At 66.5% G+C, this 22134-nt stretch carries 20 protein-coding genes; 17 read left to right on the top strand and 3 right to left on the bottom strand.

The genetic code is table 11. The annotated features are described in order from the left end of the window. The first annotated feature begins 34 nt into the window (after positions 1-34). Together H4O11_RS04080 and H4O11_RS04075 are read left to right on the top strand one after the other, a co-directional pair. The gene (locus H4O11_RS04080; RefSeq protein WP_182338163.1) at positions 35-709 is read left to right on the top strand and encodes a response regulator; all 675 of its coding nucleotides are present in this window, start codon (positions 35-37) and stop codon (positions 707-709) included. Next, positions 702-2117, top strand: a complete 1416-nt coding sequence (locus H4O11_RS04075; protein WP_182338162.1) for a sensor histidine kinase — start codon at positions 702-704, stop codon at positions 2115-2117. The genes H4O11_RS04080 and H4O11_RS04075 overlap by 8 nt, the downstream gene beginning before the upstream one ends. Before the next feature lie 31 nt (positions 2118-2148). Here the strand turns inward: H4O11_RS04075 and H4O11_RS04070 are convergent, their stop codons facing one another. After that, positions 2149-2892 carry an SDR family oxidoreductase gene (locus tag H4O11_RS04070; RefSeq protein WP_182338161.1) on the bottom strand — a complete coding sequence of 248 codons (744 nt, stop codon included), beginning with the start codon at positions 2890-2892 and terminating at the stop codon, positions 2149-2151. 98 nt (positions 2893-2990) lie between these two features. Here H4O11_RS04070 and H4O11_RS04065 point away from each other — a divergent pair, with 98 nt between their 5' ends. After that, positions 2991-3896: an AraC family transcriptional regulator gene (locus tag H4O11_RS04065; protein WP_182338420.1), complete on the top strand. Its 906-nt coding sequence runs from the start codon at positions 2991-2993 to the stop codon at positions 3894-3896. A gap of 56 nt (positions 3897-3952) precedes the next feature. After that, positions 3953-5056: an alpha/beta hydrolase family protein gene (locus H4O11_RS04060; protein ID WP_182338160.1), complete on the top strand. Its 1104-nt coding sequence runs from the start codon at positions 3953-3955 to the stop codon at positions 5054-5056. A 15-nt stretch (positions 5057-5071) separates the two neighbouring features. Here H4O11_RS04060 and H4O11_RS04055 read toward each other — a convergent pair whose 3' ends face one another. Beyond that, the gene (locus tag H4O11_RS04055) at positions 5072-6712 is read right to left on the bottom strand and encodes an alpha/beta fold hydrolase (RefSeq protein WP_246333235.1); all 1641 of its coding nucleotides are present in this window, start codon (positions 6710-6712) and stop codon (positions 5072-5074) included. A gap of 187 nt (positions 6713-6899) precedes the next feature. Between H4O11_RS04055 and H4O11_RS04050 the strand changes: the two genes are divergently transcribed. The 6 genes from H4O11_RS04050 (at position 6900) to H4O11_RS04025 (ending at position 12951) form a co-directional block, all read left to right on the top strand. Continuing rightward, entirely contained in the window at positions 6900-8603 is a 1704-nt protein-coding gene (locus H4O11_RS04050; protein WP_182338159.1) for a histidine kinase, read from the top strand. Then, complete coding sequence (locus H4O11_RS04045) at positions 8591-9292, top strand: LytR/AlgR family response regulator transcription factor (RefSeq protein ID WP_182338158.1); 702 nt, start codon at positions 8591-8593, stop codon at positions 9290-9292. Before H4O11_RS04050 ends, H4O11_RS04045 begins: the two co-directional genes overlap by 13 nt. A 250-nt stretch (positions 9293-9542) precedes the next feature. Further along, a complete protein-coding gene (locus tag H4O11_RS04040) occupies positions 9543-10283 on the top strand; it encodes an SDR family NAD(P)-dependent oxidoreductase (protein ID WP_182338156.1) in 741 nt (246 codons plus the stop codon). A 64-nt stretch (positions 10284-10347) separates the two neighbouring features. Continuing rightward, on the top strand, positions 10348-11427 hold the full coding sequence (locus H4O11_RS04035) for an alpha/beta fold hydrolase (RefSeq protein WP_182338154.1): 1080 nt from the start codon (positions 10348-10350) through the stop codon (positions 11425-11427). A 76-nt stretch (positions 11428-11503) separates the two neighbouring features. Beyond that, complete coding sequence (locus H4O11_RS04030) at positions 11504-12061, top strand: thioredoxin family protein (protein ID WP_220466562.1); 558 nt, start codon at positions 11504-11506, stop codon at positions 12059-12061. Positions 12062-12117: 56 nt separating this feature from the next. After that, on the top strand, positions 12118-12951 hold the full coding sequence (locus tag H4O11_RS04025) for an SDR family NAD(P)-dependent oxidoreductase (protein WP_182338150.1): 834 nt from the start codon (positions 12118-12120) through the stop codon (positions 12949-12951). 55 nt (positions 12952-13006) lie between these two features. On the opposite strand, the gene H4O11_RS04020 is transcribed toward H4O11_RS04025, so the two are convergent. Further along, positions 13007-13651, bottom strand: a complete 645-nt coding sequence (locus H4O11_RS04020) for a TetR/AcrR family transcriptional regulator (protein ID WP_182338148.1) — start codon at positions 13649-13651, stop codon at positions 13007-13009. Between the two features lie 128 nt (positions 13652-13779). Between H4O11_RS04020 and H4O11_RS04015 the strand changes: the two genes are divergently transcribed. From H4O11_RS04015 to H4O11_RS03985, 7 genes are all read left to right on the top strand, one after another. Beyond that, entirely contained in the window at positions 13780-16053 is a 2274-nt protein-coding gene (locus H4O11_RS04015) for a TonB-dependent receptor (RefSeq protein WP_182338146.1), read from the top strand. Positions 16054-16070: 17 nt separating this feature from the next. Continuing rightward, positions 16071-16997, top strand: coding sequence for a tyrosine-protein phosphatase (locus H4O11_RS04010; RefSeq protein WP_182338144.1), 927 nt, complete (start codon positions 16071-16073; stop codon positions 16995-16997). Positions 16998-17154: 157 nt separating this feature from the next. Beyond that, the gene (locus tag H4O11_RS04005) at positions 17155-18747 is read left to right on the top strand and encodes an SDR family NAD(P)-dependent oxidoreductase (protein WP_182338142.1); all 1593 of its coding nucleotides are present in this window, start codon (positions 17155-17157) and stop codon (positions 18745-18747) included. 169 nt (positions 18748-18916) lie between these two features. Then, positions 18917-19192, top strand: a complete 276-nt coding sequence (locus H4O11_RS04000; protein ID WP_182338140.1) for a hypothetical protein — start codon at positions 18917-18919, stop codon at positions 19190-19192. Between the two features lie 124 nt (positions 19193-19316). Then, on the top strand, positions 19317-20468 hold the full coding sequence (locus H4O11_RS03995; RefSeq protein WP_182338138.1) for an SPFH domain-containing protein: 1152 nt from the start codon (positions 19317-19319) through the stop codon (positions 20466-20468). 21 nt (positions 20469-20489) lie between these two features. Then, positions 20490-21806 (top strand): TFIIB-type zinc ribbon-containing protein, encoded by a 1317-nt coding sequence (locus H4O11_RS03990; RefSeq protein ID WP_182338136.1) that lies wholly within the window; start codon positions 20490-20492, stop codon positions 21804-21806. Then, positions 21803-22054, top strand: a complete 252-nt coding sequence (locus H4O11_RS03985) for a hypothetical protein (RefSeq protein ID WP_182338134.1) — start codon at positions 21803-21805, stop codon at positions 22052-22054. The genes H4O11_RS03990 and H4O11_RS03985 overlap by 4 nt, the downstream gene beginning before the upstream one ends. The last annotated feature ends 80 nt before the right edge of the window (positions 22055-22134 follow it).

Below are 22134 nucleotides of genomic sequence, written 5' to 3'. Positions count from 1 at the left end.
GTCAAACTTTCCCGAACCTTGCGTCAACCTTGCAATGCGCATCCTGCTGATCGAAGACGATGCCGCCCTGGCCGATGGCCTGGTGCGTGCCCTCACCCGCGCCGGCCATGCCTGTGACCACCTGGATCGCGGCCTGGCCGCGCCGTCGGCGCTGGCCAGCGTCTGCTACGACCTGGTCGTACTGGACCTTTCACTGCCCGACGTCGACGGGCTGGACCTGTTGGCACGCCTGCGCCAGGAAGGGTCCAGCGTGCCGGTGCTGATCCTCACCGCCCGCGATGGCGTGGAAGATCGCATCCGCGGGCTGGACAGCGGCGGCGACGATTACCTTGCCAAGCCCTTTGCACTCGGCGAGCTCGAGGCGCGCCTGCGCGCGCTCGCACGCCGCCAGGGTGCTGCACCCGCGCTGCGCCAACTGGGCGCGCTGCGCCTGGATACCGGCACCCGCGAGCTGCGTGTCGGCGACCGCCCGCTGGAACTCACTGCCCGCGAACTGGCCCTGATGGAAATCCTGCTGCAGCAACCGGGCCGGATCGTGGCCAAGCAACGCCTGTTCGATGCGGTCTACAGCTGGGATCACGAGGCAAGCCTGTCGGTGATCGAGGTCCACATCAGCCGCCTGCGCCGCAAGCTGCACCTGGCCGATGCCAAGGTCGGCATCCGCATGTTGCGCGGCCTCGGTTATCGCCTGGAAGCCAGCGATGGTTGAGGCACCCTACAGCCTGCGCGGGGTGCTGCTGCGACGCCTGTGGCTGCCGCTGCTGGTGTTGCTGCTGGCCAGCGCGATAGGTTCGTTCATGCTGGCCCGGCACTACGCCGAACAGGTCTATGACCGCTGGCTGCTGGATTCGGCGATGTCGCTGGCGCAGCTGGTCGAGGTCCGTGGTGAGCGTGTCCGCATGGACATCTCGCCGGCGGTGTCGCGCATGTTTACCTGGGACACCGTCGACCGGATCTACGGGGAAGTGACGCAGGCCGATGGCACGCGGCTGTATGGCACCGGTGTGCTGCCGGGCGACACGACGATGCCGGTGGGCGACAGCGGCAACCGCCCTGCCCGCACGTATTACGACGCGGTGATGGACGACCGTCCTGTGCGCGTGGTGCAGGTGGCGCTTACGCCAGCCGGTGCCACCGCGCCGATCATCATCCGCGTGGCCGAGACCCGCACCAAGCGCTTGCGGCTGGAGCAGCGGCTGCTGCTGGCAAGCATTCCGCTGCAGGGAACGATTCTGCTGCTGGCGGCGTGGCTGGCCTGGTCGGGCACCGGCGCAGCCGCGCGGCACACCAATCGCGCGGCGCGACGCCTGGCCAGTGCGCCGCTCGATGCGCTGACGCCACTGGACCCGCACGAGGCGGTACCGCGTGAGCTATGGCCGGCGGTCGACGCCTTCAATCAGCTGGTCAGCCGCTTGTCGGCCATGCAGGACGCCCAGCACCGCTTCATCAGCAACGCCGCGCACCAGCTGCGCACCCCGCTGGCCGGGCTGCAGATCGAACTGGAAAGCGCGCTTCGCGAACAGGATCCGGCCGCGCAGCGCGATGCACTGGCAGGCCTGCTGCACGGGCTGACCCGGCTGCGCCATCTCACCCATCAGCTGTTGATCCTGAGCCGCTCCGAGGACAGTGCCGGGGCGATGCTGGCGATGCGGCCGGTGGACATCGCCGAACTGGCCCGCAACGCACTGGAACGCCTGATGGATCGGGCCGTCATCGCGGGCGTCGACCTGGGTTACGAAGGCCCCGACGCTGGCGTCATGGTGATGGGCGAGCCGCAACTGCTGCGTGAGGCCATCGCCAACCTGGTCGACAACGCATTGCGCTATGGCGCCCGGGAAGGCGTCGTTACGGCAAGCGTGGAGACCACCGGGGAGGAGATCCGTCTCAGCGTCAACGACAACGGCCCCGGCATCGCCCCGCCGCTACGCGCCCGCGTCACAGAACGCTTCTGGCGTGGCGATGCCAGCGGTGATGGTTGCGGCCTGGGCCTTGCCATCGTCGCCGAAATCGCCGGCCGGCATGGTGCTTCACTGGCCATTGGCACCTCGCCACTGGGCGGCACCCAGGTCAGCCTGGGCTTTCCCTCGGCAAAGGATACGGATGGCGTTGGCCGCTAGGGCACGACATCCGGCAGCCATCCGCACCGGCCTACGCCGCCATCCACTCCTCCGCATCCGCGCCGGCGGCAATACGCATGGGCGCGGTGGGATCGGTCACTGCGCGCCAGATCGCCTCGGCGACGTCGGGTGCATGCGTGACCGGGCCATTGCTGTTCCGGAATTCCCCCAGCACGCGCTCGATCAGCGGGCCATATGCAGGGTGGTCCAGTCCGCGCAGGTGCACGAATGCGTTGTCGCCGAAGCGCGTCTCCGGCGAACGCCCGGGCAGCACCAGTCGCACGCGCACGCCCAGCGGTTCGACTTCCATTGCCAGCGATTCGGTGAAGGCATTGACCGCCGCCTTGCTGGCGCTATACACGCCGACCAGCGGCAATGGCCTGAGCGTGACCGAGGAGGTCACATTGACCACGACGCCGGCACCGCGTTCGCGGAACTGCGGCAGGACAGCCTGGGTCATCGCCAGCGTGCCGAACGTGTTGGTGTCGAACAGCGCCCGGGCCATGTCCGTTGGTGTCAGCTCGACGGGAACGGGCGCGCCGAATCCTGCGTTGTTGACCAGTGCGTCGATCGGCCCGGCCTGCTCGACCGCACTTGCGATGCTGTCGGGGTCGGTAACGTCCAGTGACACGATGCGAAGATGGTCGGACGCCGGCAGGACATCGGCACGCGGCGTGCGCATCGTCGCCACGACATGCCAGCCGCGGGCCAGGAACAGGCGGGCGGTCTCCAGGCCGAAACCCGAGGAACAGCCGGTAATCAGTACCGTGGACATGGGGAACTCCTTCTTTTGGGGACAGGCGTCCATGTTGGTTGCTCGCAACCGGACGTACTACACTCCAGCGTCCCCATTTCATGTTCAAGCGTCCTGCCATGGTCGATCCCCTTTCAGAGATCGTCGCCCTGCTCCAGCCAACAGCGCGGTTCTCCAAGCTGATCGAAGGGGCGGGCCGCTGGTACATCCGCCGCGAGGGTCCCGGCGATCCCTTCTATGGTGCGGTACTCGAGGGTCAGTGCCTGCTGTCCGTCGACGGCGCTGCACCGATCACGCTGCAGGCCGGCGACTTCATCCTGGTACCTGCCGTGCAGGATCTGGTCAACAGCAGCGTGCACGCCGATCATGAAACCAGTGGCCAGGCTACCGTGCCCGTGCAGATCGGTGACGGCCACTTTCGCGTGGGCGACCCGGAAGGTCCGGCTGAGCTGCGCATGCAGGTCGGCCACTGCCAGTTCGGTTCCCCGGACGCGGCGCTGCTGGTATCCCTGTTGCCCCAGGTGGTGCACGTGCGCGATGAACCCCGCCTGGCTTCGCTGGTGCAGATGGTCAGTGAAGAAGCGCGCGCGCGACGCCCCGCACGCGAGGTGATCCTGGAACGGTTGCTTGAAGTGCTGCTGATCGAAGCCCTGCGCAGCCGCAGCAGCACCACCGCTCCTTCCGGCCTGGCCCGCGGGCTGGGAGATGAGCGCCTCGCTGCCGCGCTGCGGGCGTTGCATGCACGCCCACAACATCCCTGGACGGTCGTCGAGCTGGCGACAGAAGCAGCCATGTCACGCTCGGCATTCTTCGCCCGCTTCACCCGGGCCATGGGCATCGCGCCCATGGAGTACCTGCTTGCGTGGCGCATGGCCTTGGCCAAGCGCCTGTTGCTCGGCCGCCAGCTGAGCCTGGAGCAGGTCGCCGAGCACGTCGGCTATGCGACAGCCAATACGTTCGGCGTGGCATTCGCGCGGCATGTGGGAATGTCGCCGGCGCGCTATGCACGTGGGGATGCGGTGTGATGCAGGTTGTCGCCTGCATGGCGTACGCTCGCACTACGCCCCGATGGACGGAACCCATGCGCACGCTCCTGCACGCTGCCCTCTGCCTGGGCCTTTGCACCGCCCTGCCCTGTCCGCCTGCATGGGGCAAGCCACCTGCCTCGCCCGCGGCACGTACCGAAACCGGCCAGATCCAGGGCGCGCCCTGGCGCATCGACTACCCGGCCAACTGGAATGGCGAACTGGTACTGTTCGCGCATGGTTTCGAGCCGGTCGGCACGCCCCGGCCAGATCCGTGGCCGGGCAACGAGTCCAGCGATGCGCTGGTCAAGGCCGGCTTTGCGGTAGCGCAGAGCGGCTACGCCAGCCAGGGCTGGGCGGTGGGTGAGGCGATCAACGATACCGAGCGCCTCCGCCAGCATTTCGTGGCGGGCAACCCCACCACCAAGCGCACCTGGATCCTGGGTTTCTCGATGGGGGGCGCGGTGGCGATCGCCACGCTTGAGCGGCTGCCGCAGCATTATGCCGGCGGGGTTTCCCTGTGCGGAGCCAACCTGCCGGGCGATGTGCTGGCTGGCGAGATGCTGGCCTCGCTGCTGGCGTTCGATTACTTCTTTCCCGGCGCAAGCGGCCTGACGGACGCCGGGCTTGCCTCGCCGGCCGCTGCGGCATTGCCGCAGATGAAACTGTACGAAGGCATCGCTGCGGCCATCGAGGCCAAGCCGGAAATTGCCGCACTGCTTGCCAGGCGACTGGAGGTACGGGTGGATGAGCTACCCGGCACCATCAGCCTGCATGCACTGGTGTTCCATGAGCTGGTCAAGCGCAGCGGAGGCATGCCAGTGGACAACCGGCAGACGAAGTACGCGGGTTTCGGCGACGACAAGGCATTCAACGCCGGCGTGCGACGCGTTGCCGCCGATGCCACTGCGCAGGCCTGGCTGCAACAGGAACTGCGCCTGACCGGTGTGTTGCACAGGCCGTTGCTGCTGCAGTACAACCACGACGATCCATCCGTCACGCTGCGCTTCGAACCGGTGTATATGGCGTTGGCGGCGAAGGCCGGGGCCGATCCTGCACCGAAGGTGTTGCCCCGCACCGGTGAAGGGCATTGCGGGTTCAAACCGGATGAAGTGGTGGAAGCCATGTTGATGCAGAGCAGGACGCTGCCGGCGGACTGAAGCATCCCCTCCGCCCTACCCGGTGATGGCCGGCCCTGCACCTGCCTGGTGTTTCGTTGCGCGCCGGCGTATCCGCGAGCGGGAAAACCATTTCCATGACAGCACCAGTACGAACAATGGCAGTAACACCAGTATCACCAGAGCCGCCAGCACCGCGCCCGTGCCGACACCCAGCATGGTGGCCAGCAGATCGATCCTGCTCCTGGCAAACATCGGCGGCGGTACCTGCAACCCGGCATCGCTCACCGGCCGACCGGCAAGGAAGCCGGCGATACGCGTGGCCAGCGCCGGATCCCCCAGCCACAGTTCGTCATCATGGCTGGCACCGTGCACCAGCAGGTACACCGCATTGCTGAAGCCGGGCATCAACGCTTCCGCGTTCGCCGGTGGTGTCCGGCCGTCGAGCGTGCCGCTGACGAACAGCGCTGGAACGTCACTGTGCAGTGGTGCACGGAATGCCTCGCCGAGGTCGACGAGCCCGAGATCATGGCCCAGCATCGGGAAGGGAAAGTTCAGCGCGTCGCCGAACAGGCTCTGCCGGGCCTGCGCTTCCACCAGATCGCGGCGATGCGGGCTCTGTCCGGACGCAACCTCCATCGCCAGCGGCATCGCCCGCAACTCGCCAAGCTGCCCGCGCACCTCCAGCACGATGCTGGACAACAGGCCGTAGTCACCACGCTCGGCATCGCGCAGCGCCAATGGCAGCATCTGCTGGGTAGAGCGCCTGCCGAGCGAAACAGCGATTGCCAGCTGCGCGTCGTATGCACCGATGTTCACCTGCCTGCCCCGGTGCATCAGGCTGCGGCCCTGGGCGGGGCGTTGTCGCAGCGTCGCCAGTACGCGTCGGGCAGCGCCGGGCAGGTCCTCGAATCCATCTTTCGTGGCGACCACACCGAGATCCACAAGCAGCGCATCAGCGGCCAGCGGCAGCTTCAGCGTGTCGTCCGGCCCCTCGGCACCGATCAGCACCACGCGGTCGATACCGGCGCCATGCAGACGAAGGCTGGCCAGGGCCAGATGGGTGCCGTAGCTCATGCCCCACAGGCTGATCCGCGGCACGCCCAAGGCGAGGCGCAACTGCTCCAGGTCAGCAGCACTCTCCGCAGCGGTATACGCCGCCATGTCGATTCCCGCCTCCCGCCAATAGGCGATGCAGCGGCCCGCCATGCTGCGCAGCGCGGCGAGCGCCGTATCACGCTGCAGCGGCTGGCCATCGTCGAAGCGATGCGTGTAAGGACAGGGTGGCGGCGGCTCCGACAACCCGGTGCCACGTTGATCGAGCAGCAGCACATCGGTCTCGCGCCGCACCTGGTCGAACACCGGCCAACGCGGTCCACGTGCCGTTCCAACGCCCGAACCGCCGGGCCCGCCGGCCAGGTAGACCACCGGCGCGGCCCTGCCATGGCCGCCCGTTGCCGGCAGGCGCACCACGCGCAGGCGCAGGCGTGGACCATCCGGCTCGGCATGCCGGCGCGGCACGTCCAGGTAGGCGACTTCGGCCGGGATCGTGCCGTGCTGTTCTGTCTCGAACGCGTACGGCATGAATTCCAAGGGCGTCCCTGCTGCAATGGCGAACGTCGGCGCCATGCCGATGAGCACCAGGCAGGCCGCGAACGGAGGGCGGAAGCGGAACAGCAGACACAGGACGCTGGGCATGACGGGCTCTGATGGCAGGGCCAGGGCGTTCCAGTACCGCCGGCCCATCATGGGATGGCCAACAGTGCCGGAGCGGTCCGGGCGAAGAACCTGAGCATCCGCTGCAGTGCGCTGCAGCGGGTGCGGCAGCCTGCCCAACAGCTCCATCCGGGGGACGAGCGTCTCCCAGGCCAGCTACGATAAGCGCATGCCGATCATGAGGACCCTGACCGCTGTCGCCGTGCTCCTGCTCGCCCTCGCGGCCTGGGTGGCAGCGTCGACCCGCGCCCCGGCGACGGTGCAGGTGCTGGCTGCCGAAATGGCACCGGCACCGATGCCAGTGTCCGGGCACATGCCCGACCCGCCATTGGATGGCCTGGACTGGCGCCCGCTCGATCAGCGCGTGCTGGCGGGATGGCACGGTCCTTACTGGCTGCGCTGGCGGCTGTCCACGCCCGCTGACAAGACGGACCGCCTATTGCGCCTTTCGCTGCGTGCTGCCAGCCAGCTGTACTGGAACGGACGGCCACTGGCCGGAAATGGTGTCGTGGGACGCAACGCGGAGGAAGAGCAGCCCGGCCTCATCGACATTGTCCGCGTGCTGCCGCCGTCGGCCGGCACCGGAATGGACGAGCTGGCAGTGCTCGCATCCAGCCATCACCAGGGGCCTGGGATGTACGCCACTGACGCTGCCATCGAGATCGCACCTGTCCAGGCGGGCGCGGGCCACCACCTCCGGCAATGGCTGGTCGCCGCCTTTGCCGCAGGCGCGCTCGCGGCGGCCTGGCTGTATTTCCTGGCCCTGCAACGCGGACCATCGCGCACGCCTGGCGCGCCGCTGCTGCTCGCGCTCGGCGCCGTCGGCCTGGCGTTGCCGGTCGTGGAGGCCTGGCGTCCGCTGCTGGGCTACGCGTATCCATGGCATGGCCCGCGCCTGTTCGCGCTGCTTGCCCTGCATGTAGCGGCCGCGGTCCTGCTGCCGGCATACCTCGCACGCCGCTTCGGCATCGCCGTGCCGTTGGCTGCGCGCGTGGTCTATCTGGCCTTGCTGGCACTGATCGTCGTGTTCCTGCCCAGCTTCGATGGCCGTGGAGCGGCCGTACTCCTGCTGAGCCTGCTTGCCTCGGCATGGTTGCTGCAGCGCGCTCGCGGCGAGCGCGGGGAACGCTGGCCGATCCTGACCATGCTGCTGGTCGGCGCGCTGGTGATGCCTGTCGCCGGCAGTGCCTTCCTCGATGGCCCCTACTTCCTGCTGCTGGCGGTGTTGATGGGCTTCCTGCTGTTGCGTCACGCAGCGACGCTGCGCGCACTGGAAAGGCACAACGCGTTGCTGCGCGAAGAGCGCGCCCGCCTGTCGCTGCAACTGCTGCAGCGGGGCATCCAGCCACACTGGCTGATGAACACCCTGACCTGCCTGCAGGAACTGATCGAGCAGGCGCCGCCACGCGCCAGCCGTCTGGTCGAGTCGCTGGCCGAGCAGTTTGATCGCCTGCGTGAAAGCAGCCGCCACCAGTGCGTTGCACTGGAGGACGAGCTGGCGCTGTGCCGCAATCACCTGGACATCGTCGGCCTGGCGCTGGACCGGCAGATAGGCTTCGAGGTCGACGCCGACGATACCGGCCAGTTGCTGCCGCCCGGCGTTCTCCACGCGCAGGTCGAGAATGCACTGACGCACGCTGGCGCCCTCGCCTGCGCGCAACATCCGTTCCGCCTGCATGTGCATCGTGGCAACGGGCGACGGATCCTGGAACTGCGTGGTGCGTGCGGGACCGCGCCGCATCGCGGCCAAGGTACCGGCACGCGCTACATCGAAGCCAGCTTGGCTGCCGCTTTTCCTGGTCGCTGGAGCTTCGTCCAGGGCATCGATGGCGCCGACTGGTTCGGCCGGATCGAAGTAGCATGCGCATCCTGATCGTCGAGGACGAGCCACTGATCCGGCAGCGCCTGCTGCGGCTATGCAGCGAACTGGCAGGTACCCGTGCGCGCTTTGATGCCGTGGCCGACCTGGAGTCAGCCGATGACCGGTTGCAGCGCAGCGCCCATGACGGCCTGGTGCTGGACCTGAACCTCGGGGGCGAGGACGGCTTCGACCTGCTGCGACGCGCGGTGGCCGGCCGCTACCACTGCGTAGTGGTCTCGGCCCATCGCGAGCGTGCACTGCAGGCCTTCGAACACGGCGTCCTGGATTTCGTCCCCAAGCCTTTCACGCGCGAACGGCTCGGCCAGGCGCTCGAGCGCCTGCTTGATGCTGGTCGCTATCGTCCTGGACTCGCCCGTTACCTGGGCGTCTGGCGCGCACAGGGAACCGCGCTGGTCGAGCTGGCGGATGTGCTGTGGATCCGCGCGGACGGCGACTACAGCGAACTGCGGCTGCTCGATGGCCGCAGCGAACTGCACGATAAATCCCTGGCCGGCCTGACGGCCGTGCTGCCTCCGGACTTCGTGCGCTGCCACCGGTCCTATCTGGTCAACCTGCGCCACATACGCGCACTGCATGCCGGTTCGGGCAGCCGTTATTGGCTGGTCCTGGCAGGCGGAAGCGAGCTGCCCGTGGGTCGCGCCCATGTCGCCGCGCTACGGCACGAACTCTGCGCCGGGTGACGGCAGGGCAGATGGAAGCGATTCGGCCAGGGTAGCAATCCGCCGCGCTCCGCCGCGCATGGCGCGGCCCTACGGGGTGACGTACCCCGGGCCCGCAGACTTTTGTATTCCTGTGTATCTGCGGCCGCCATCATGCGGAAAAACGACAAAGTCCCCGGTCCGACGACACGTTCCGGATACCGCACGGGCATCCAATGGCCTCCGACGCCTGCGGCTCCTCCGCAGGCACGCAGACCTACAGGACACCCGCATGACTGCCATTGCACAGCCCATCTCCAACGCCGCCCTGGTCTTCGGTGGCTCCCGCGGTATCGGCGCCGCCATCGCACGGCGCCTGGCCCGCGAAGGGCATCCGGTCGCGCTGACCTATGTATCCAGGCCCGACAACGCCGCCGAGGTGGTAGCGGCGATCCAGGCCGGTGGCGGCCAGGCGATCGCCATCCAGGCTGACAGCGCAGACGCCGAAGCAATCGCGGCTGCCGTGGAGCAGGCCGTGGCGCATTTCGGCCCGCTGCAGGTTGCCGTGGTCAATGCCGGCATCTACGACAGCAGCCCGCTGGCCGACTTCCGTACCGAGGTGCTGGACCGGATGCTCGCGGTGAACGTGCGCGGGGTATTCCTCGCCCTGCAGTCGGCCGCAGCCGCCATGAACGAGGGTGGCCGGTTGATCACCATCGGCAGCAACACCGCAGTGCGTGCTGGCGTGGTGGGCAGCAGCGTCTATGCAATGACCAAGGCGGCCGTGGCCACCCTGGTGCGCGAGCTTGCACTGGACCTTGCCCCGCGCCGTATCACCATCAACAACATCCAGCCGGGACCGATCGAAACCGACATCACCACCGATTTCATCGACTACCTGGTGCAGCGCAACCCGATGGGCCGCGTCGGCCAGCCCGACGAAGTCGCCGGACTCGCTGCCTGGCTTGCCAGTCGCGAGGCCAGCTACATGACCGGCTCCAGCCTGACGATCGATGGCGGCTGGGTGATCTGAATCCACCCGCCCGCGTGCCTGACGGGCATGGCCCGTCACTACCGGTGATTTCGAGGAGAACATCATGCGTTCAACGTCCCTCCCGTCGTTCCCTGCTGCGACCATTCCGCCTTCCGGCCGCCCGCGCGGCAGGATCGCAGGCCTCCTGCCGCTGCTGTTGGCCGGCCAACTGTTGGCGGTTGGCATCGCCAGCGCCGCCATCGCACCTGCTGCATCGCAGCCGGCGGCGGCCGATCTCCTGCCCCCTGCGCTGGTGGCGGACAAGCACGTGGTCGCCGGCGACCTGGACATCGGCTATGCCGAACTGGGCCCGGCCACGGGCGAGGTGGTCGTGCTGCTGCATGGCTGGCCTTACGACATCAACGCCTACGCCGAAGTGGCGCCGTTGCTGGCAGCCAAGGGATATCGCGTGATCGTCCCGCACCTGCGCGGTTACGGCAGCACGCGATTCCTGTCGGCGGACACGCCGCGCAATGGTGAGCCTGCCGCGCTGGCCGCCGATGTGGTGGCGTTGATGGATGCCCTGCACATCGAACGCGCCAACCTCGCCGGTTTCGATTGGGGCGCCCGCTCGGCCGGTATCGTCGCCGCGCTATGGCCGGAACGCGTCAGGTCACTGGTTTCGGTCAGTGGTTACCTGATCAGCAGCCAGGATGCCGGCAAGACACCCTTGCCGCCGCAGGCCGAACTGCAATGGTGGTACCAGTATTACTTTGCCACCGAACGCGGCCGCGTCGGCTACGCCCGCTACACCCACGATTTCGCCCGCCAGATCTGGCAGCTGGCCTCGCCACGATGGAAGTTCGACAGCGCGACCTTCGATCGCAGTGCAGCCGCGCTGGATAACCCCGACCACGTCGCCATCGTCGTGCACAACTACCGTTGGCGACTGGGACTGGCCGATGGCGAGCCGAAGTACGCCGCGCTGGAGCAGCGGCTGGCACAAGCGCCGAGCATCGGCGTGCCGACCATTACCCTGGAGGGCGATGCCAACGGCGCCCCGCACCCCAAGCCCGAAGCGTATGCCGCCAAGTTCACCGGTCGCCATGAGCACCGCCTGTTGTCCGGTGGTGTCGGCCACAACCCACCGCAGGAGGCGCCGGTGGCCTTCGCACAGGCGGTGATCGACGCCTCCACCCTTTGAGGGCGGCTGCCGGCGCTCGCGCGGATATTCGTTGCGTAACGCGCCCCCTGCCCCGTTGTCCAAAAGGAATCCGCCCATGCCCATGCTCCGTCCCCTCATCACCCTGCTGGCTGCGTGCATCTCTGCCAGCGCCTGCATTCCGGCCGCCGCGGCCGACCCTGCCCCACCCAGCCCGAGCACGCCAGCCCCGCTGGCGCCGGAATTCAAGGGCATCGACCATTGGCTCAACGGCCCGCCTCAATCGTTGCAACAACTGCGTGGCAAGGTGGTGCTGGTCGAGTTCTGGACTTACTCGTGCATCAACTGCATCAACGTCATGCCGCACGTGAAGCGATGGCACGATGCCTATTCCGACCAGGGCCTGGTGGTGATCGGCGTACACACGCCCGAGTTCGGTTACGAGAAGCTGTTGCATAACGTGCAGGCGGCGGTGAAGCGCTTCGGGATCAGCTGGCCGGTCGCCCTGGATAATGGCTACCAGACCTGGCGCGCATACGGCAACCGATACTGGCCGGCGTTGTACCTGGTCGATCAGCAGGGCCGCATCGTCTACCAGCACTTTGGCGAAGGCGACTATGCCGCCACCGAAACACAGATCCGCAGATTGCTGGCGATGCCAAGCGCACGCCGATGACTCCGGCCGGACACGCCCCTCACTGCATTTCCATCAGAAGCCACGGGAGCAGGCCCATGCCATCCACCTGGTTGATTACCGGCAGTTCGCGCGGACTCGGTCGCGCCCTTTCCGAGGCGGTCCTGCAAGCCGGGCATAACCTGGTAGCGACCGCCCGCGACCCCGGCCAGCTGCACGACCTCGCCGAGCGCTACGGCGATGCCGTACGCACGGTGATGCTGGACGTCACCGAGCCCGCCGCCGCAGAGCATGCGGTGCAGGCCGCAGTGGGTGCTTTCGGCCGCCTGGATGTCCTGGTCAACAACGCAGGATATGGCGACGTCGATTCGGTCGAAGATACCCCACTGGAGGAGTTCCGCCGCCAGATCGAGACCAACCTGTTCGGCACGATCATCCTTTCCAAGGCGGCCATCCCGGTCATGCGTGCCCAGCGCAGCGGGCGGATTTTCCAGTTGTCGTCAGTGGGCGGTCGACTGGGCGCCCCGGGACGCGCGCCCTATTCGGCCGCAAAATGGGGCGTGGAGGGCTTCTCCGAATGCCTGGCGCTGGAGATGGCGTTGATCGGCGTCCATGTCATCCTCCTCGAGCCCGGCGGATTCCGTACCGACTTCGCCGGCGCGTCGACCTCGCTGCGCGAAGGCCGCGCAGAGTATGACGCGGTGGTCGGTGCCACGGCGCGTCGACAGCGCGACTACAACGGCCGGCAGCCGGGTGATCCTGCGCGGGCAGCGCAGGTGATCCTCGCGGTGGCAGCGATGGATTCTCCGCCGCTTCGCCTGGCCTTGGGCAGCGATGCGGTGGCGAGCATCGGCGCCGCTGACAATGCCCGACTTGTTGAACTCGAACGTTGGCGCTCACTGAGCCAATCCACCGACTTTGCTGATGCCTGATGCCAGCATCAACGGCAGTGCGAAAGGGCTGGCTGTTCATTCGGCCAGCCCTGCCTCATTCCGCCAGCACCTTTGAAACCGCGCCCGCCAACAGGTGCCGGACGGTGTCCGCCGCCAGATCGGGATCGCGTACGGCGCGCATCGCCAGACCCTCGACCAGCAGGCGCAACAGCAGCGTGCGCTGGTTGAGGTCGTCCTCATCCACCTGGCGGCCGCGTGCCCTGTCGTGATGGCGCAGCCAGTCGGCGATGGCAGCACTTGTCTGCCGGTCATGCCGGCGCAGGACCTCGGCCACCACCGGATCGCGGTGTGCTTCGGCCGTGATTTCCGCATACAGCGCCACGCTGGCGATCGCGTTGCCGCGTGCCGCCAATGTCTCCCAACGCGCCCACTGCTGATAGCAGCCCAACAAGCCTTCGACCAGGTCCGATGAAGCCGGCATGTGTCCGATGGAATCCTTGTCGTGCACCAGTTGTCGTTCGATCAGCGCCAGGATCAGTGCCCGCTTGTTCTCGAAGTAGCGATACATCAGCCCTTGGCTGATATCCGCCTGGGCAGCGATCTCGCTGATCGATCCAGCATGGAATCCACGGGTGATGAAGCAGCGTTGTGCCGCATCCAGGATGCGTTGGCGCTGGGCCTCGGCACGGGCGGCAGCGGCGTCTTCTGCCGGTGAAGCGAAGAGGTTGTTCGGCGTCATTGCTCGTCGTATAGGGCGTCCAGCTTGCAGGAATAGTACGCGATCCAATGCATGAATGAACGGTCATTCATCTGTCATTTTGCGCGCCCAGACTGCGCCGGCCCCCTCACTGCCTGCGAATGAAACCGATGCGCCACGCCTTGCTGCACCGCAAATTGTTGGCCCTTGCCATCGCCACCGCCCTGCCCGCCGTTGCCATGGCCAATGAAACCGGCGCCGCCGACGCCGATGCCCGCGACGTGGTCGCGCTGGACCAGGTGGTGGTGACTGCGCAGAAGCGCGCGACCAACCTGCAGGAGACGCCGATCTCGGTCTCCGTCGTGGATGCCGAGGCACTGAAGGACCGCAGTGCGATCTCGATCGGCAGCCTGTCCGATGGCGCGATCCCGTCGCTGCGGGTGACCCCGTTCGCTACCCGCAGCTCTGCGCTGAACATCGGCATACGCGGTATCGGTGCCTCCGGCGATGCCAACCAGCCCGCGCGTGACGCCGGCGTTGGCATATACGTCGATGGCGTGTTCATGGGCCGCGCACAGGGCCTGGGAAGCATGCTGTACGACGTGGAGCGCATCGAGGTCCTGAAGGGGCCGCAAGGCACCCTGTTCGGGCGCAATACCGAAGGTGGCGCGCTCAGCATCGTCACCAGGCAGCCTACCGGTGAGTTCGGTGGCAGCGTCAGCGCCGGAGTATCCAATTACAGCGGTTACAACAGCGGCCTGCACCTGGACCTGCCCAAGGTGGGCGATGTCAGCTTCAAGATCGATGCGGTGCAGGCCAAGCGCGGTGGCACCACCGACAACCCGATGCGCGGCGAGCGCGACTTCAACAGCTACGACAAGCGCGGCGCACGGCTGAGTGCCTTGTGGCAGCCGAGCGACGCGTTTTCCGCCCTTTATGCATTTGACCGCTCCTACGATGCCACCACCCCGTATCACACGCAGGTGTTGGTTCCGGGCCCGTACCTGAGCCCGCTGCAGGTCGCCGGCGCCAGTGAAGACCGGCGTGATTCATCCATCCTGGGCGGCCCACAGGAGGACAACATCGGGCGCACCAGCGGCCACCTGCTCAACCTGGGCTGGACGCTCAGCGACAACCTGGAATTGAAGTCCATCAGCTCTTACCGCGAGCTCACCCAGGGCCAGTTCGACATGGGCCTGGTCGATGCGATCTCCGCTTATGGGGGTCCCAACACGGCCTTCGGTCGCTACAGCCTGGCGCAGGTCTACCAGCACCAGTACAGCCAGGAATTCCAGCTGATCGGCAATACCTCGCAGGTCCAGTTCCTGGCCGGCGCTTTCTATTATCACGAAACCGCAGGCGACAACGCACAGACGCCGAACATGCTGCAATGGGGCGCGGACGGCAACAGCTATACGCTGAACCCGGCGACCAATCCGCTGGACCTGGCCAGCGTCCGCATCGATCGCGCCAGCAAGGCATGGACCGACAGCCTGGGCATCTTCGGACAGGCCACCTGGACGCCAGCCTCGCTCGAGCGCCTGCACCTGACCGCGGGTGGCCGCTACACCCGCGATGACAAGAAGGGCACCCTCTACACGGTCAACGGCGAGGCTACCGACCTGGCCTTCGACGATGCCTGGGGGCGCTTCGATCCGATGGTGAACATCGCCTACGACCTGGGCGAAAACGCGATGGTGTACGCCAAGTACAGCACCGGCTTCAAGGCTGGCGGTGCCAATTCGCGGTCCACGACCTACACCGCTTTCGCACCGGAAGAAGTGACCGCGATCGAACTGGGCTTCAAATCGCAGTTCTGGGACAACCGCGCGCGCCTGAACCTGGCGCTGTTCGATTCGAAGATCGAGCACAAGCAGATCGACTTCTCGCTGCCGTTCGACCCGAACAGCGGCGAGACACGCACCACCATGGTCACCACCAACGCGCTCAGCGATGGAAAGTCGCGCGGTGCGGAGCTGGAGTTCAACATCATGCCGCTGGACAACCTGACCCTGGGGCTGAATTACGCCTACACCAGAATCGATGCCCAGCATGCCGTCGATCCGTTCGGCGCCGGGGTGGAAGTCACCGTGCAGCCCCTGCTCGCCCCGAAGAATGCCGGCAGCGTATCGCTGGACTACCTGGTGCCGTTCGCCAACTTCTCCGCACTCAAGTTCCACCTTGACGGCAACTGGTCCGACGGCTTCTACACCAGCGAGTACGACCAGATGCTCACCGACAGCTCGTTCGTGGTGAATGCCCGCGTGGCGCTGGTCGATGTCCCGTTGAACAACACCGGGTCGACGATCGCCTTCTCGCTGTGGGCACGCAACCTGCTGGACGAAGAACACCTGTTCTACAAGCTCAACAGCGCTGCCCTCGGCCAGACCGGCATCTTCAACGATCCGCGCACGTATGGCCTGGACGTGACCGTCAACTTCTGATTCCCCTGGAGACTCCGATGAAGAACCGAAGCACCGAAATCGCGCTGGCCCTTGCGCTGGCCCTGGGCCTGCCGATGCTGGCCGGCAGCAGCATCGCCCACGCTGGCGCCCAGGCTGTTGAAGCCAGGTCCGCGCCTGCCGACCCGGCGGCGGCCCACCCTGCCAACGTGCAGCCGGTTGCCGACGATGCGCAGCGCCTCATTCCACTGCAGGGCGCATGGAACACCCGCACCTTCGCCGGCCTGCAGGGCACGCACGGGCCTATCCCTGCCAACGCGTTCGTCCGCACTGCCGACCTGGGACGTTTGACCGCCGCCGATCGAGACGCGCTGGCGGCAGCCGGGGTAACGCTGGATATCGACCTGCGTACCGCCGATGAGCAGGCGCAGTCGCCGGACCTGCTGGCCGACGATGATCGCTTCGCCTACCAGCGCACGTCGCTGATGGGCACCGAGAAGATGGACCTGCAGAAGATGATGAAGACCTTCCCCGATTCGCTGGGTACGGCTTATGTGCAGTGGCTGGGACACAGCCAGCCGCAGTTCAAGCAGGTATTCCAGCGCATCGCCGCCCAGCGTGATGGTGCCGTGCTGTTCCATTGCACCGCAGGCAAGGACCGCACCGGCATCATCGCCGGGCTGCTGCTGGACCTGGCCGGGGTATCCAACGCCGACATCGTGCACAACTATGCGATCTCCGCGCACTACCTGGAGGGCCAGCCCAAGGACAGCGCAATGAACGCGCAGATCATGGAGCTGATCCGGCAGAACCCGGAAATCGGCAGGAAAATGGCCGGCATGAGCGGCACCGCGCCGGAAAACATGGAGGTGTTCCTGGCCGCGCTGCACCAGCAGTACGGCGGCGCCGAGGGCTACCTGAAGTCCATCGGCATCAGCGAGGCAGAAATCCAGCAGCTGAAGGAGCGGCTGGGACAGGCCGGCTGAGCGGCGGGCGGGGCGCTTGAGTAGCCCCCTGCCCCGGGATCAGGGACAATAGCGGCCGGCCGGGCACCCCCCGGCCCGCCACAGCATGGGCCCGCATCGAGCCGGTCATCGCTCTGCTGCCCACCCCTGGCTTCCCGCCGCCCTTCCCGGACCTGAATTGAATACCATCGCCCCACCCTCCGTCGCCGACGCCGACGACCTGCCCCTGTCCGAACGCCTGCGCACGGCACTGGACCTGCTGGAGGCGATCGAGGCCGACCGCAGCGTGCTCGACACGCTGCCCGAAGCCGACCGCGTGCGCCTGCACCAGGTGGTGGCCAAGGTCTACCACCCCGAGCCCAAGGCGCGGCGGCAGATGCTCAAGCAGCAGGCGAAGGCGCGCCACCAGGAAAAGGTGCGCAAGGCCGAGGCGCTGCTCGAACAGACCGGCATCCGTGCCCTGCGGCGCAAGCCGGTGTTCAGCACGCCGAACTACTTCCCGCCGCATGCTGCCGGCCTGCATGATGCACGCAACGGCGAAGGAGCTGCTGCGGCGCCGGAGCCGACGCACTCGCCGGAACTGCGCCACTGCTATGTGTGCAAGCAGAAGTTCACCCAGCTGCACCATTTCTACGACCAGATGTGCCCGGCCTGCGCTGAACTGAACTTCGTCAAGCGCACCGAGACCGCCGACCTGCAGGGACGGGTGGCACTGCTGACTGGCGGCCGGGTCAAGATCGGCTACCAGGCCGGCCTGAAGCTGCTGCGCGCCGGTGCCGAACTGATCGTGACCACGCGCTTCCCGCGCGATTCAGCGGCGCGCTACGCCGAAGAACCGGACTTCGCCGTGTGGGGCCACCGCTTGCAGGTCTATGGCCTGGACCTGCGCCACACCCCCAGCGTGGAGGCGTTCTGCAGCGAGCTGCTGGCCACGCGCACCCGGCTGGATTTCATCATCAACAACGCCTGCCAGACGGTACGCCGTCCGCCGCAGTTCTATGCGCACATGATGGCCGGGGAAACCGCGGCACTGCATGAGCTGCCCGAGACCATCCGCAACCTGGTCGGCCACTACGAAGGCCTGCGCAGCGCCGAGTTGCTGGGCACTGCGTCGGCAACGGCGCTGTCGGCGCCACAGGGACGCGACCTGGACGGTGCCGACGGCCTGACCCGTGCTGCCGAACTGTCGCAGGTGCCATTGCTGGCCGATGAACTGCTGGGCCAGCAGCACCTCTTCCCGGAAGGTCGCCTGGACCAGGACCTGCAGCAGGTGGACCTGCGCGGTCGCAATTCCTGGCGCCTGCTGATGGCGGAAGTGCCATCCGTGGAGCTACTGGAGACGCAGCTGGTCAACGCCATTGCACCCTTCATCATCAATGCGCGGCTCAAGCCGCTCATGCTGCGCACGCCCGAGCGCGACAAGCACATCGTCAATGTGTCGGCGATGGAAGGGCAGTTCTACCGCAACTTCAAGACCACCCGCCACCCGCATACCAACATGGCGAAAGCTGCGTTGAACATGATGACGCGCACTTCGGCGGCCGATTACCAGAACGACGGCATCCATATGAACAGCGTCGACACCGGCTGGGTGACCGACGAGGATCCGGCAGAGCTGGCGGCCAGGAAGGTACAGGAAGAGCGCTTCCATCCGCCGCTGGACATCGTCGACGGCGCTGCGCGCATCGTCGACCCGATCATCCACGGCTTCAACAGCGGCGAGCACGTCTGGGGCCAGTTCCTGAAGGATTACGCGCCTACCGACTGGTGACGGCCAGGCGCCGAACCGTAGCCCGCCCGGTAGAGCGGGGCCATGCCCCGCTGCTTTTCCTTGGTGACGGGCATGGCCCGTCACCACCCGACCTGCGTGGCACGCTGTCGCAACGAAGCCTTAACCCTGCCTCCCTATGCTGGCCCCACCAATCACAGGGAGAAACCGCATGAGGAAGCTGCACGCTGTCATTTTCACTGGCTGCCTGCTGGGCCTGAGCCCGTTGGCATCGGCCGAGACCGTCTACCTGACCAACAGTGCCGACGGCGCGAATCGTGACGCCGGCATCGCGGCGGTGAAGCAGAAGCTTCAGGACGCCTGTACCGAGCGACAAGGCACGCCGGATGTGGATTCGTTCGAGGTGGTGTTCGAGAAGACCAGCGAGAACCCGGATGTCCCCAAACCGTATTACGTGGACGGGAAACTGAAGTGCGAGCTCCCCTGAGGAATCGCATCGCCGGGCCCGGGCCGCTGGCCGCGGCCCGGCGCTACAGGCACCTGCCGGCTGCTGATATAGTCGACAGGGCATGGTGGGCACGGTGCCCGGCCACGAATATCAGGGAGTTGTCATGGGTCTTCGTCAGGCGGTAGCAGGTGCGGTCGGTGGTGTCCTGGCCGACCAGTGGAAGGACTTCTACACCGTACCGGCAGGCCTGCCGACAACGGCGGCGCTGTTCGCTGCGGTTCCGCGCGGAACCAATGCCGGCCGCGGCTCGAACACCGGCGCATCCTCCAACATCATCAGCAACGGCTCCAAGATCGTCGTGCCTGAAGGCTACGGCCTGCTGCTGCTCCAGGACGGCGCGATCACCGCTTTCGTCGCCGAACCCGGCGGTTACGAATGGCAATCCGACGACGTCAATTCGCAGTCGATCTTCGCTGGTGATGGCCTGGTCTCCACGTTCATCCGCCAGAGCTGGGAACGCTTCAAGTTCGGTGGCCAGCCGGGCTCGCAGCAGGCTGCGTTCTTCGTATCGCTGAAGGAACTGCCGGACAACCGCTTCGGTACCCAGTCCGAGATCTACTGGGACGACGGTTTCCTCGGCACCCAGGTCGGCGCGGTGACGCGCGGCTCCTACACGCTGAAGATCGTCGACCCGATCCTGTTCGTGAAGAATTTCGTGCCGGCCAGCTACCTCCAGCCAGGCCAGGTGTTCGACTTCACCGACCTGGACAATGCCGCTGCCAGCCAGTTGTTCAACGAAGTGGTGGGATCGCTCGCACCGGCCTTCAGCCTGTATACCAACGACCCGGGCAAGGGAAACCGCATCACCAGGCTGCAGCAGGATTCGCTCGGTTTTGCCCAGAGCCTGTCAGATGCCGTCGAGCAGGGATACCAGTGGAAGTCTGATCGTGGCCTGGCCATCGTCAAGACGACCATCGTGTCGATCGAATACGACCCGAACACCCGCGAGCTGCTCAAGACCGTGCAGCGCGCCGACGCATTGGCCGGTGCACGCGGCAATTCCAACCTGCAGGCCAGCGTTGCCCAGGGCATCCAGTCGGCCGGCGAGAACGGCGGTGCCGCAGGCCTGGTCGGCGTGGGCATGGCGTCGGGCATGTTCGGTGGCGTCGGCAGCATGCAGCAGCCGGTCGCACCTGCCGCACCAGCGGCCGACGACCCGGTGGCCAAGCTGAAGAAGGCGAAGGAAATGCTGGATCTCGGCCTGATCACCCAGGATGACTACGACGCACTCAAGGCCAAGGCGCTGGGCCTGTAAGACGCAGGGCGCGCGAGCATGATGTCCGAACCCAGAACCCCGCCGCCGTTGCCGGCCACGCCCCTGGCCGGCCCCGGATCGCCGCAGGACGTCCCTCCCCTGCCCGGCAGTTTCCCGCTCGATCCGGCTACCTTGCCCGCCCCGATCCGTGACGAGCTGCAGGCACCGGATCCGGTTGCCCTCGATACCACCGCCGCCGAGCTCAAGGATGGCCTCAACCGTTGCCCGAAGTGTGGCGCCACCGACATCCGGCTCAAGCTTGGCACCGACATACTGGTCTGCCAGTACTGCCGTAACGAATGGCACGGCGCGCTGGTCGAAGAGGAATTCGGGCTGGGGACGGGCATCGACCAGCTCCGCGGTACCGTCATCGCCTCTGGCGCGCGCGATATCCAGGCAGATACCGCCAGCCTGATGAGTTTCAAATGCACCGGCTGCGGCGCCGAGGTCACGATCAATACCGAAAGTACGATGACCGCACGCTGCCACTGGTGCCGGCACGTATTCGGCGTCAACGAACAGATCGCCAACGGCGCGGTGCCCGACGCGGTGCTGCCGTTCCGGATCAGCAAGGACGATGCAGTCGCCCGCATCCGCCAGTTCGTGGACAAGCGTCGCCTGTTCGCACTGAAAGCATTCAAGGAGCAGTTCACGCCGGAGAACGTGGTCGGCGTCTACCTGCCCTACATGATCGTCGACAGCAACGTGAGCGCCAGCGTGGCTGGCAAGGGCGAAATACAGACGCGCCAGTACACGCGTGGTACCGAGAAGAACAAGCGGACCTACTACGATGCCGACGTGTACCAGGTGGACCGGCAGGTGGATTTCACCGTGGACGACCTGCCGATGGAGTCGTCCGCCGAGCGCGGCAACCTGGACACGCGGGCCAACACCAACAACATCATCAACACCATCCTGCCGTTCGACACCAAGAACGCGCTGAAGTGGAACGCCTCCTACCTGACGGGCTTTACCTCGGAAAAGCGCAACCTGGACGTTGAAAAACTGCGCCCACGGCTGGAAGACCAGCTGTTGTCCATCGCCCGTGCACAGGTTGAAGGCTCCGTGCGCCGCTATGACCGCGGGGTGCGCTGGGAGCAGGAGCGGCTGGATGTCCATGGCACGCGCTGGGTGTCGATGTACCTGCCGGTGTGGCTGTATTCGTACCACCAGCCCGGCAGGAACGGCGGCATGCTGCACTACATCGCGGTGAATGGCCGCACCGGTGAAACCATGGGCAGCGTGCCGGTGCAGCAGTGGAAGCTGCTGCTGGCCGCGCTCACCACCGGCACCATCATCGAAGCCCTCGTCCTTTTCTTCCTGGTGGCCAGCGTATGAGCGACGATAGTGGACTCTGGTTGTTGGCGGCCGGCCCTGCCGGCGCCACCGCGCTGTACTGGGCGCTGTACCGGTATTACCGCAATACCGACAAGTCGCACGCGTTCGAGCGGGAAACGGCCGTGGAAGCCAAGCCGGTTACCGGTTCGGACAGGAAGGTCGACACGGTGACCGGTACCCAGGACAAGCGGATCCGTGGCGACAACGTGCGCGAGTACCGGGCCCGCGTTCGGCGGGATAGCGGCTGAGCGGACAAGGGCAGGCATGGCACAATTCGTGCGCGAACAGGCGTCCGGGTAATGGCAGACGACCCGAGGTAACCGGCTAT

It is taken from the genome of Stenotrophomonas tumulicola (assembly GCF_014117215.1).
Classification (GTDB): Bacteria; Pseudomonadota; Gammaproteobacteria; order Xanthomonadales; family Xanthomonadaceae; genus Stenotrophomonas; species Stenotrophomonas tumulicola.
The sequence above is the reverse complement of the archived record's forward strand: the minus strand, read 5'-3'. Positions and strand labels throughout refer to the sequence as shown.

Bases quoted from the DNA above. Each gene is read 5' to 3' on its own strand.
- H4O11_RS04080 (WP_182338163.1), top strand. From the start codon at position 35: ATGCGCATCCTGCTGATCGAAGACGATGCCGCCCTGGCCGATGGCCTG.
- H4O11_RS04075 (WP_182338162.1), top strand. From the start codon at position 702: ATGGTTGAGGCACCCTACAGCCTGCGCGGGGTGCTGCTGCGACGCCTG.
- H4O11_RS04070 (WP_182338161.1), bottom strand. From the start codon at position 2,892: ATGTCCACGGTACTGATTACCGGCTGTTCCTCGGGTTTCGGCCTGGAG.
- H4O11_RS04065 (WP_182338420.1), top strand. From the start codon at position 2,991: ATGGTCGATCCCCTTTCAGAGATCGTCGCCCTGCTCCAGCCAACAGCG.
- H4O11_RS04060 (WP_182338160.1), top strand. From the start codon at position 3,953: ATGCGCACGCTCCTGCACGCTGCCCTCTGCCTGGGCCTTTGCACCGCC.
- H4O11_RS04055 (WP_246333235.1), bottom strand. From the start codon at position 6,712: ATGCCCAGCGTCCTGTGTCTGCTGTTCCGCTTCCGCCCTCCGTTCGCG.
- H4O11_RS04050 (WP_182338159.1), top strand. From the start codon at position 6,900: ATGCCGATCATGAGGACCCTGACCGCTGTCGCCGTGCTCCTGCTCGCC.
- H4O11_RS04045 (WP_182338158.1), top strand. From the start codon at position 8,591: ATGCGCATCCTGATCGTCGAGGACGAGCCACTGATCCGGCAGCGCCTG.
- H4O11_RS04040 (WP_182338156.1), top strand. From the start codon at position 9,543: ATGACTGCCATTGCACAGCCCATCTCCAACGCCGCCCTGGTCTTCGGT.
- H4O11_RS04035 (WP_182338154.1), top strand. From the start codon at position 10,348: ATGCGTTCAACGTCCCTCCCGTCGTTCCCTGCTGCGACCATTCCGCCT.
- H4O11_RS04030 (WP_220466562.1), top strand. From the start codon at position 11,504: ATGCCCATGCTCCGTCCCCTCATCACCCTGCTGGCTGCGTGCATCTCT.
- H4O11_RS04025 (WP_182338150.1), top strand. From the start codon at position 12,118: ATGCCATCCACCTGGTTGATTACCGGCAGTTCGCGCGGACTCGGTCGC.
- H4O11_RS04020 (WP_182338148.1), bottom strand. From the start codon at position 13,651: ATGACGCCGAACAACCTCTTCGCTTCACCGGCAGAAGACGCCGCTGCC.
- H4O11_RS04015 (WP_182338146.1), top strand. From the start codon at position 13,780: ATGCGCCACGCCTTGCTGCACCGCAAATTGTTGGCCCTTGCCATCGCC.
- H4O11_RS04010 (WP_182338144.1), top strand. From the start codon at position 16,071: ATGAAGAACCGAAGCACCGAAATCGCGCTGGCCCTTGCGCTGGCCCTG.
- H4O11_RS04000 (WP_182338140.1), top strand. From the start codon at position 18,917: ATGAGGAAGCTGCACGCTGTCATTTTCACTGGCTGCCTGCTGGGCCTG.
- H4O11_RS03995 (WP_182338138.1), top strand. From the start codon at position 19,317: ATGGGTCTTCGTCAGGCGGTAGCAGGTGCGGTCGGTGGTGTCCTGGCC.
- H4O11_RS03990 (WP_182338136.1), top strand. From the start codon at position 20,490: ATGTCCGAACCCAGAACCCCGCCGCCGTTGCCGGCCACGCCCCTGGCC.
- H4O11_RS03985 (WP_182338134.1), top strand. From the start codon at position 21,803: ATGAGCGACGATAGTGGACTCTGGTTGTTGGCGGCCGGCCCTGCCGGC.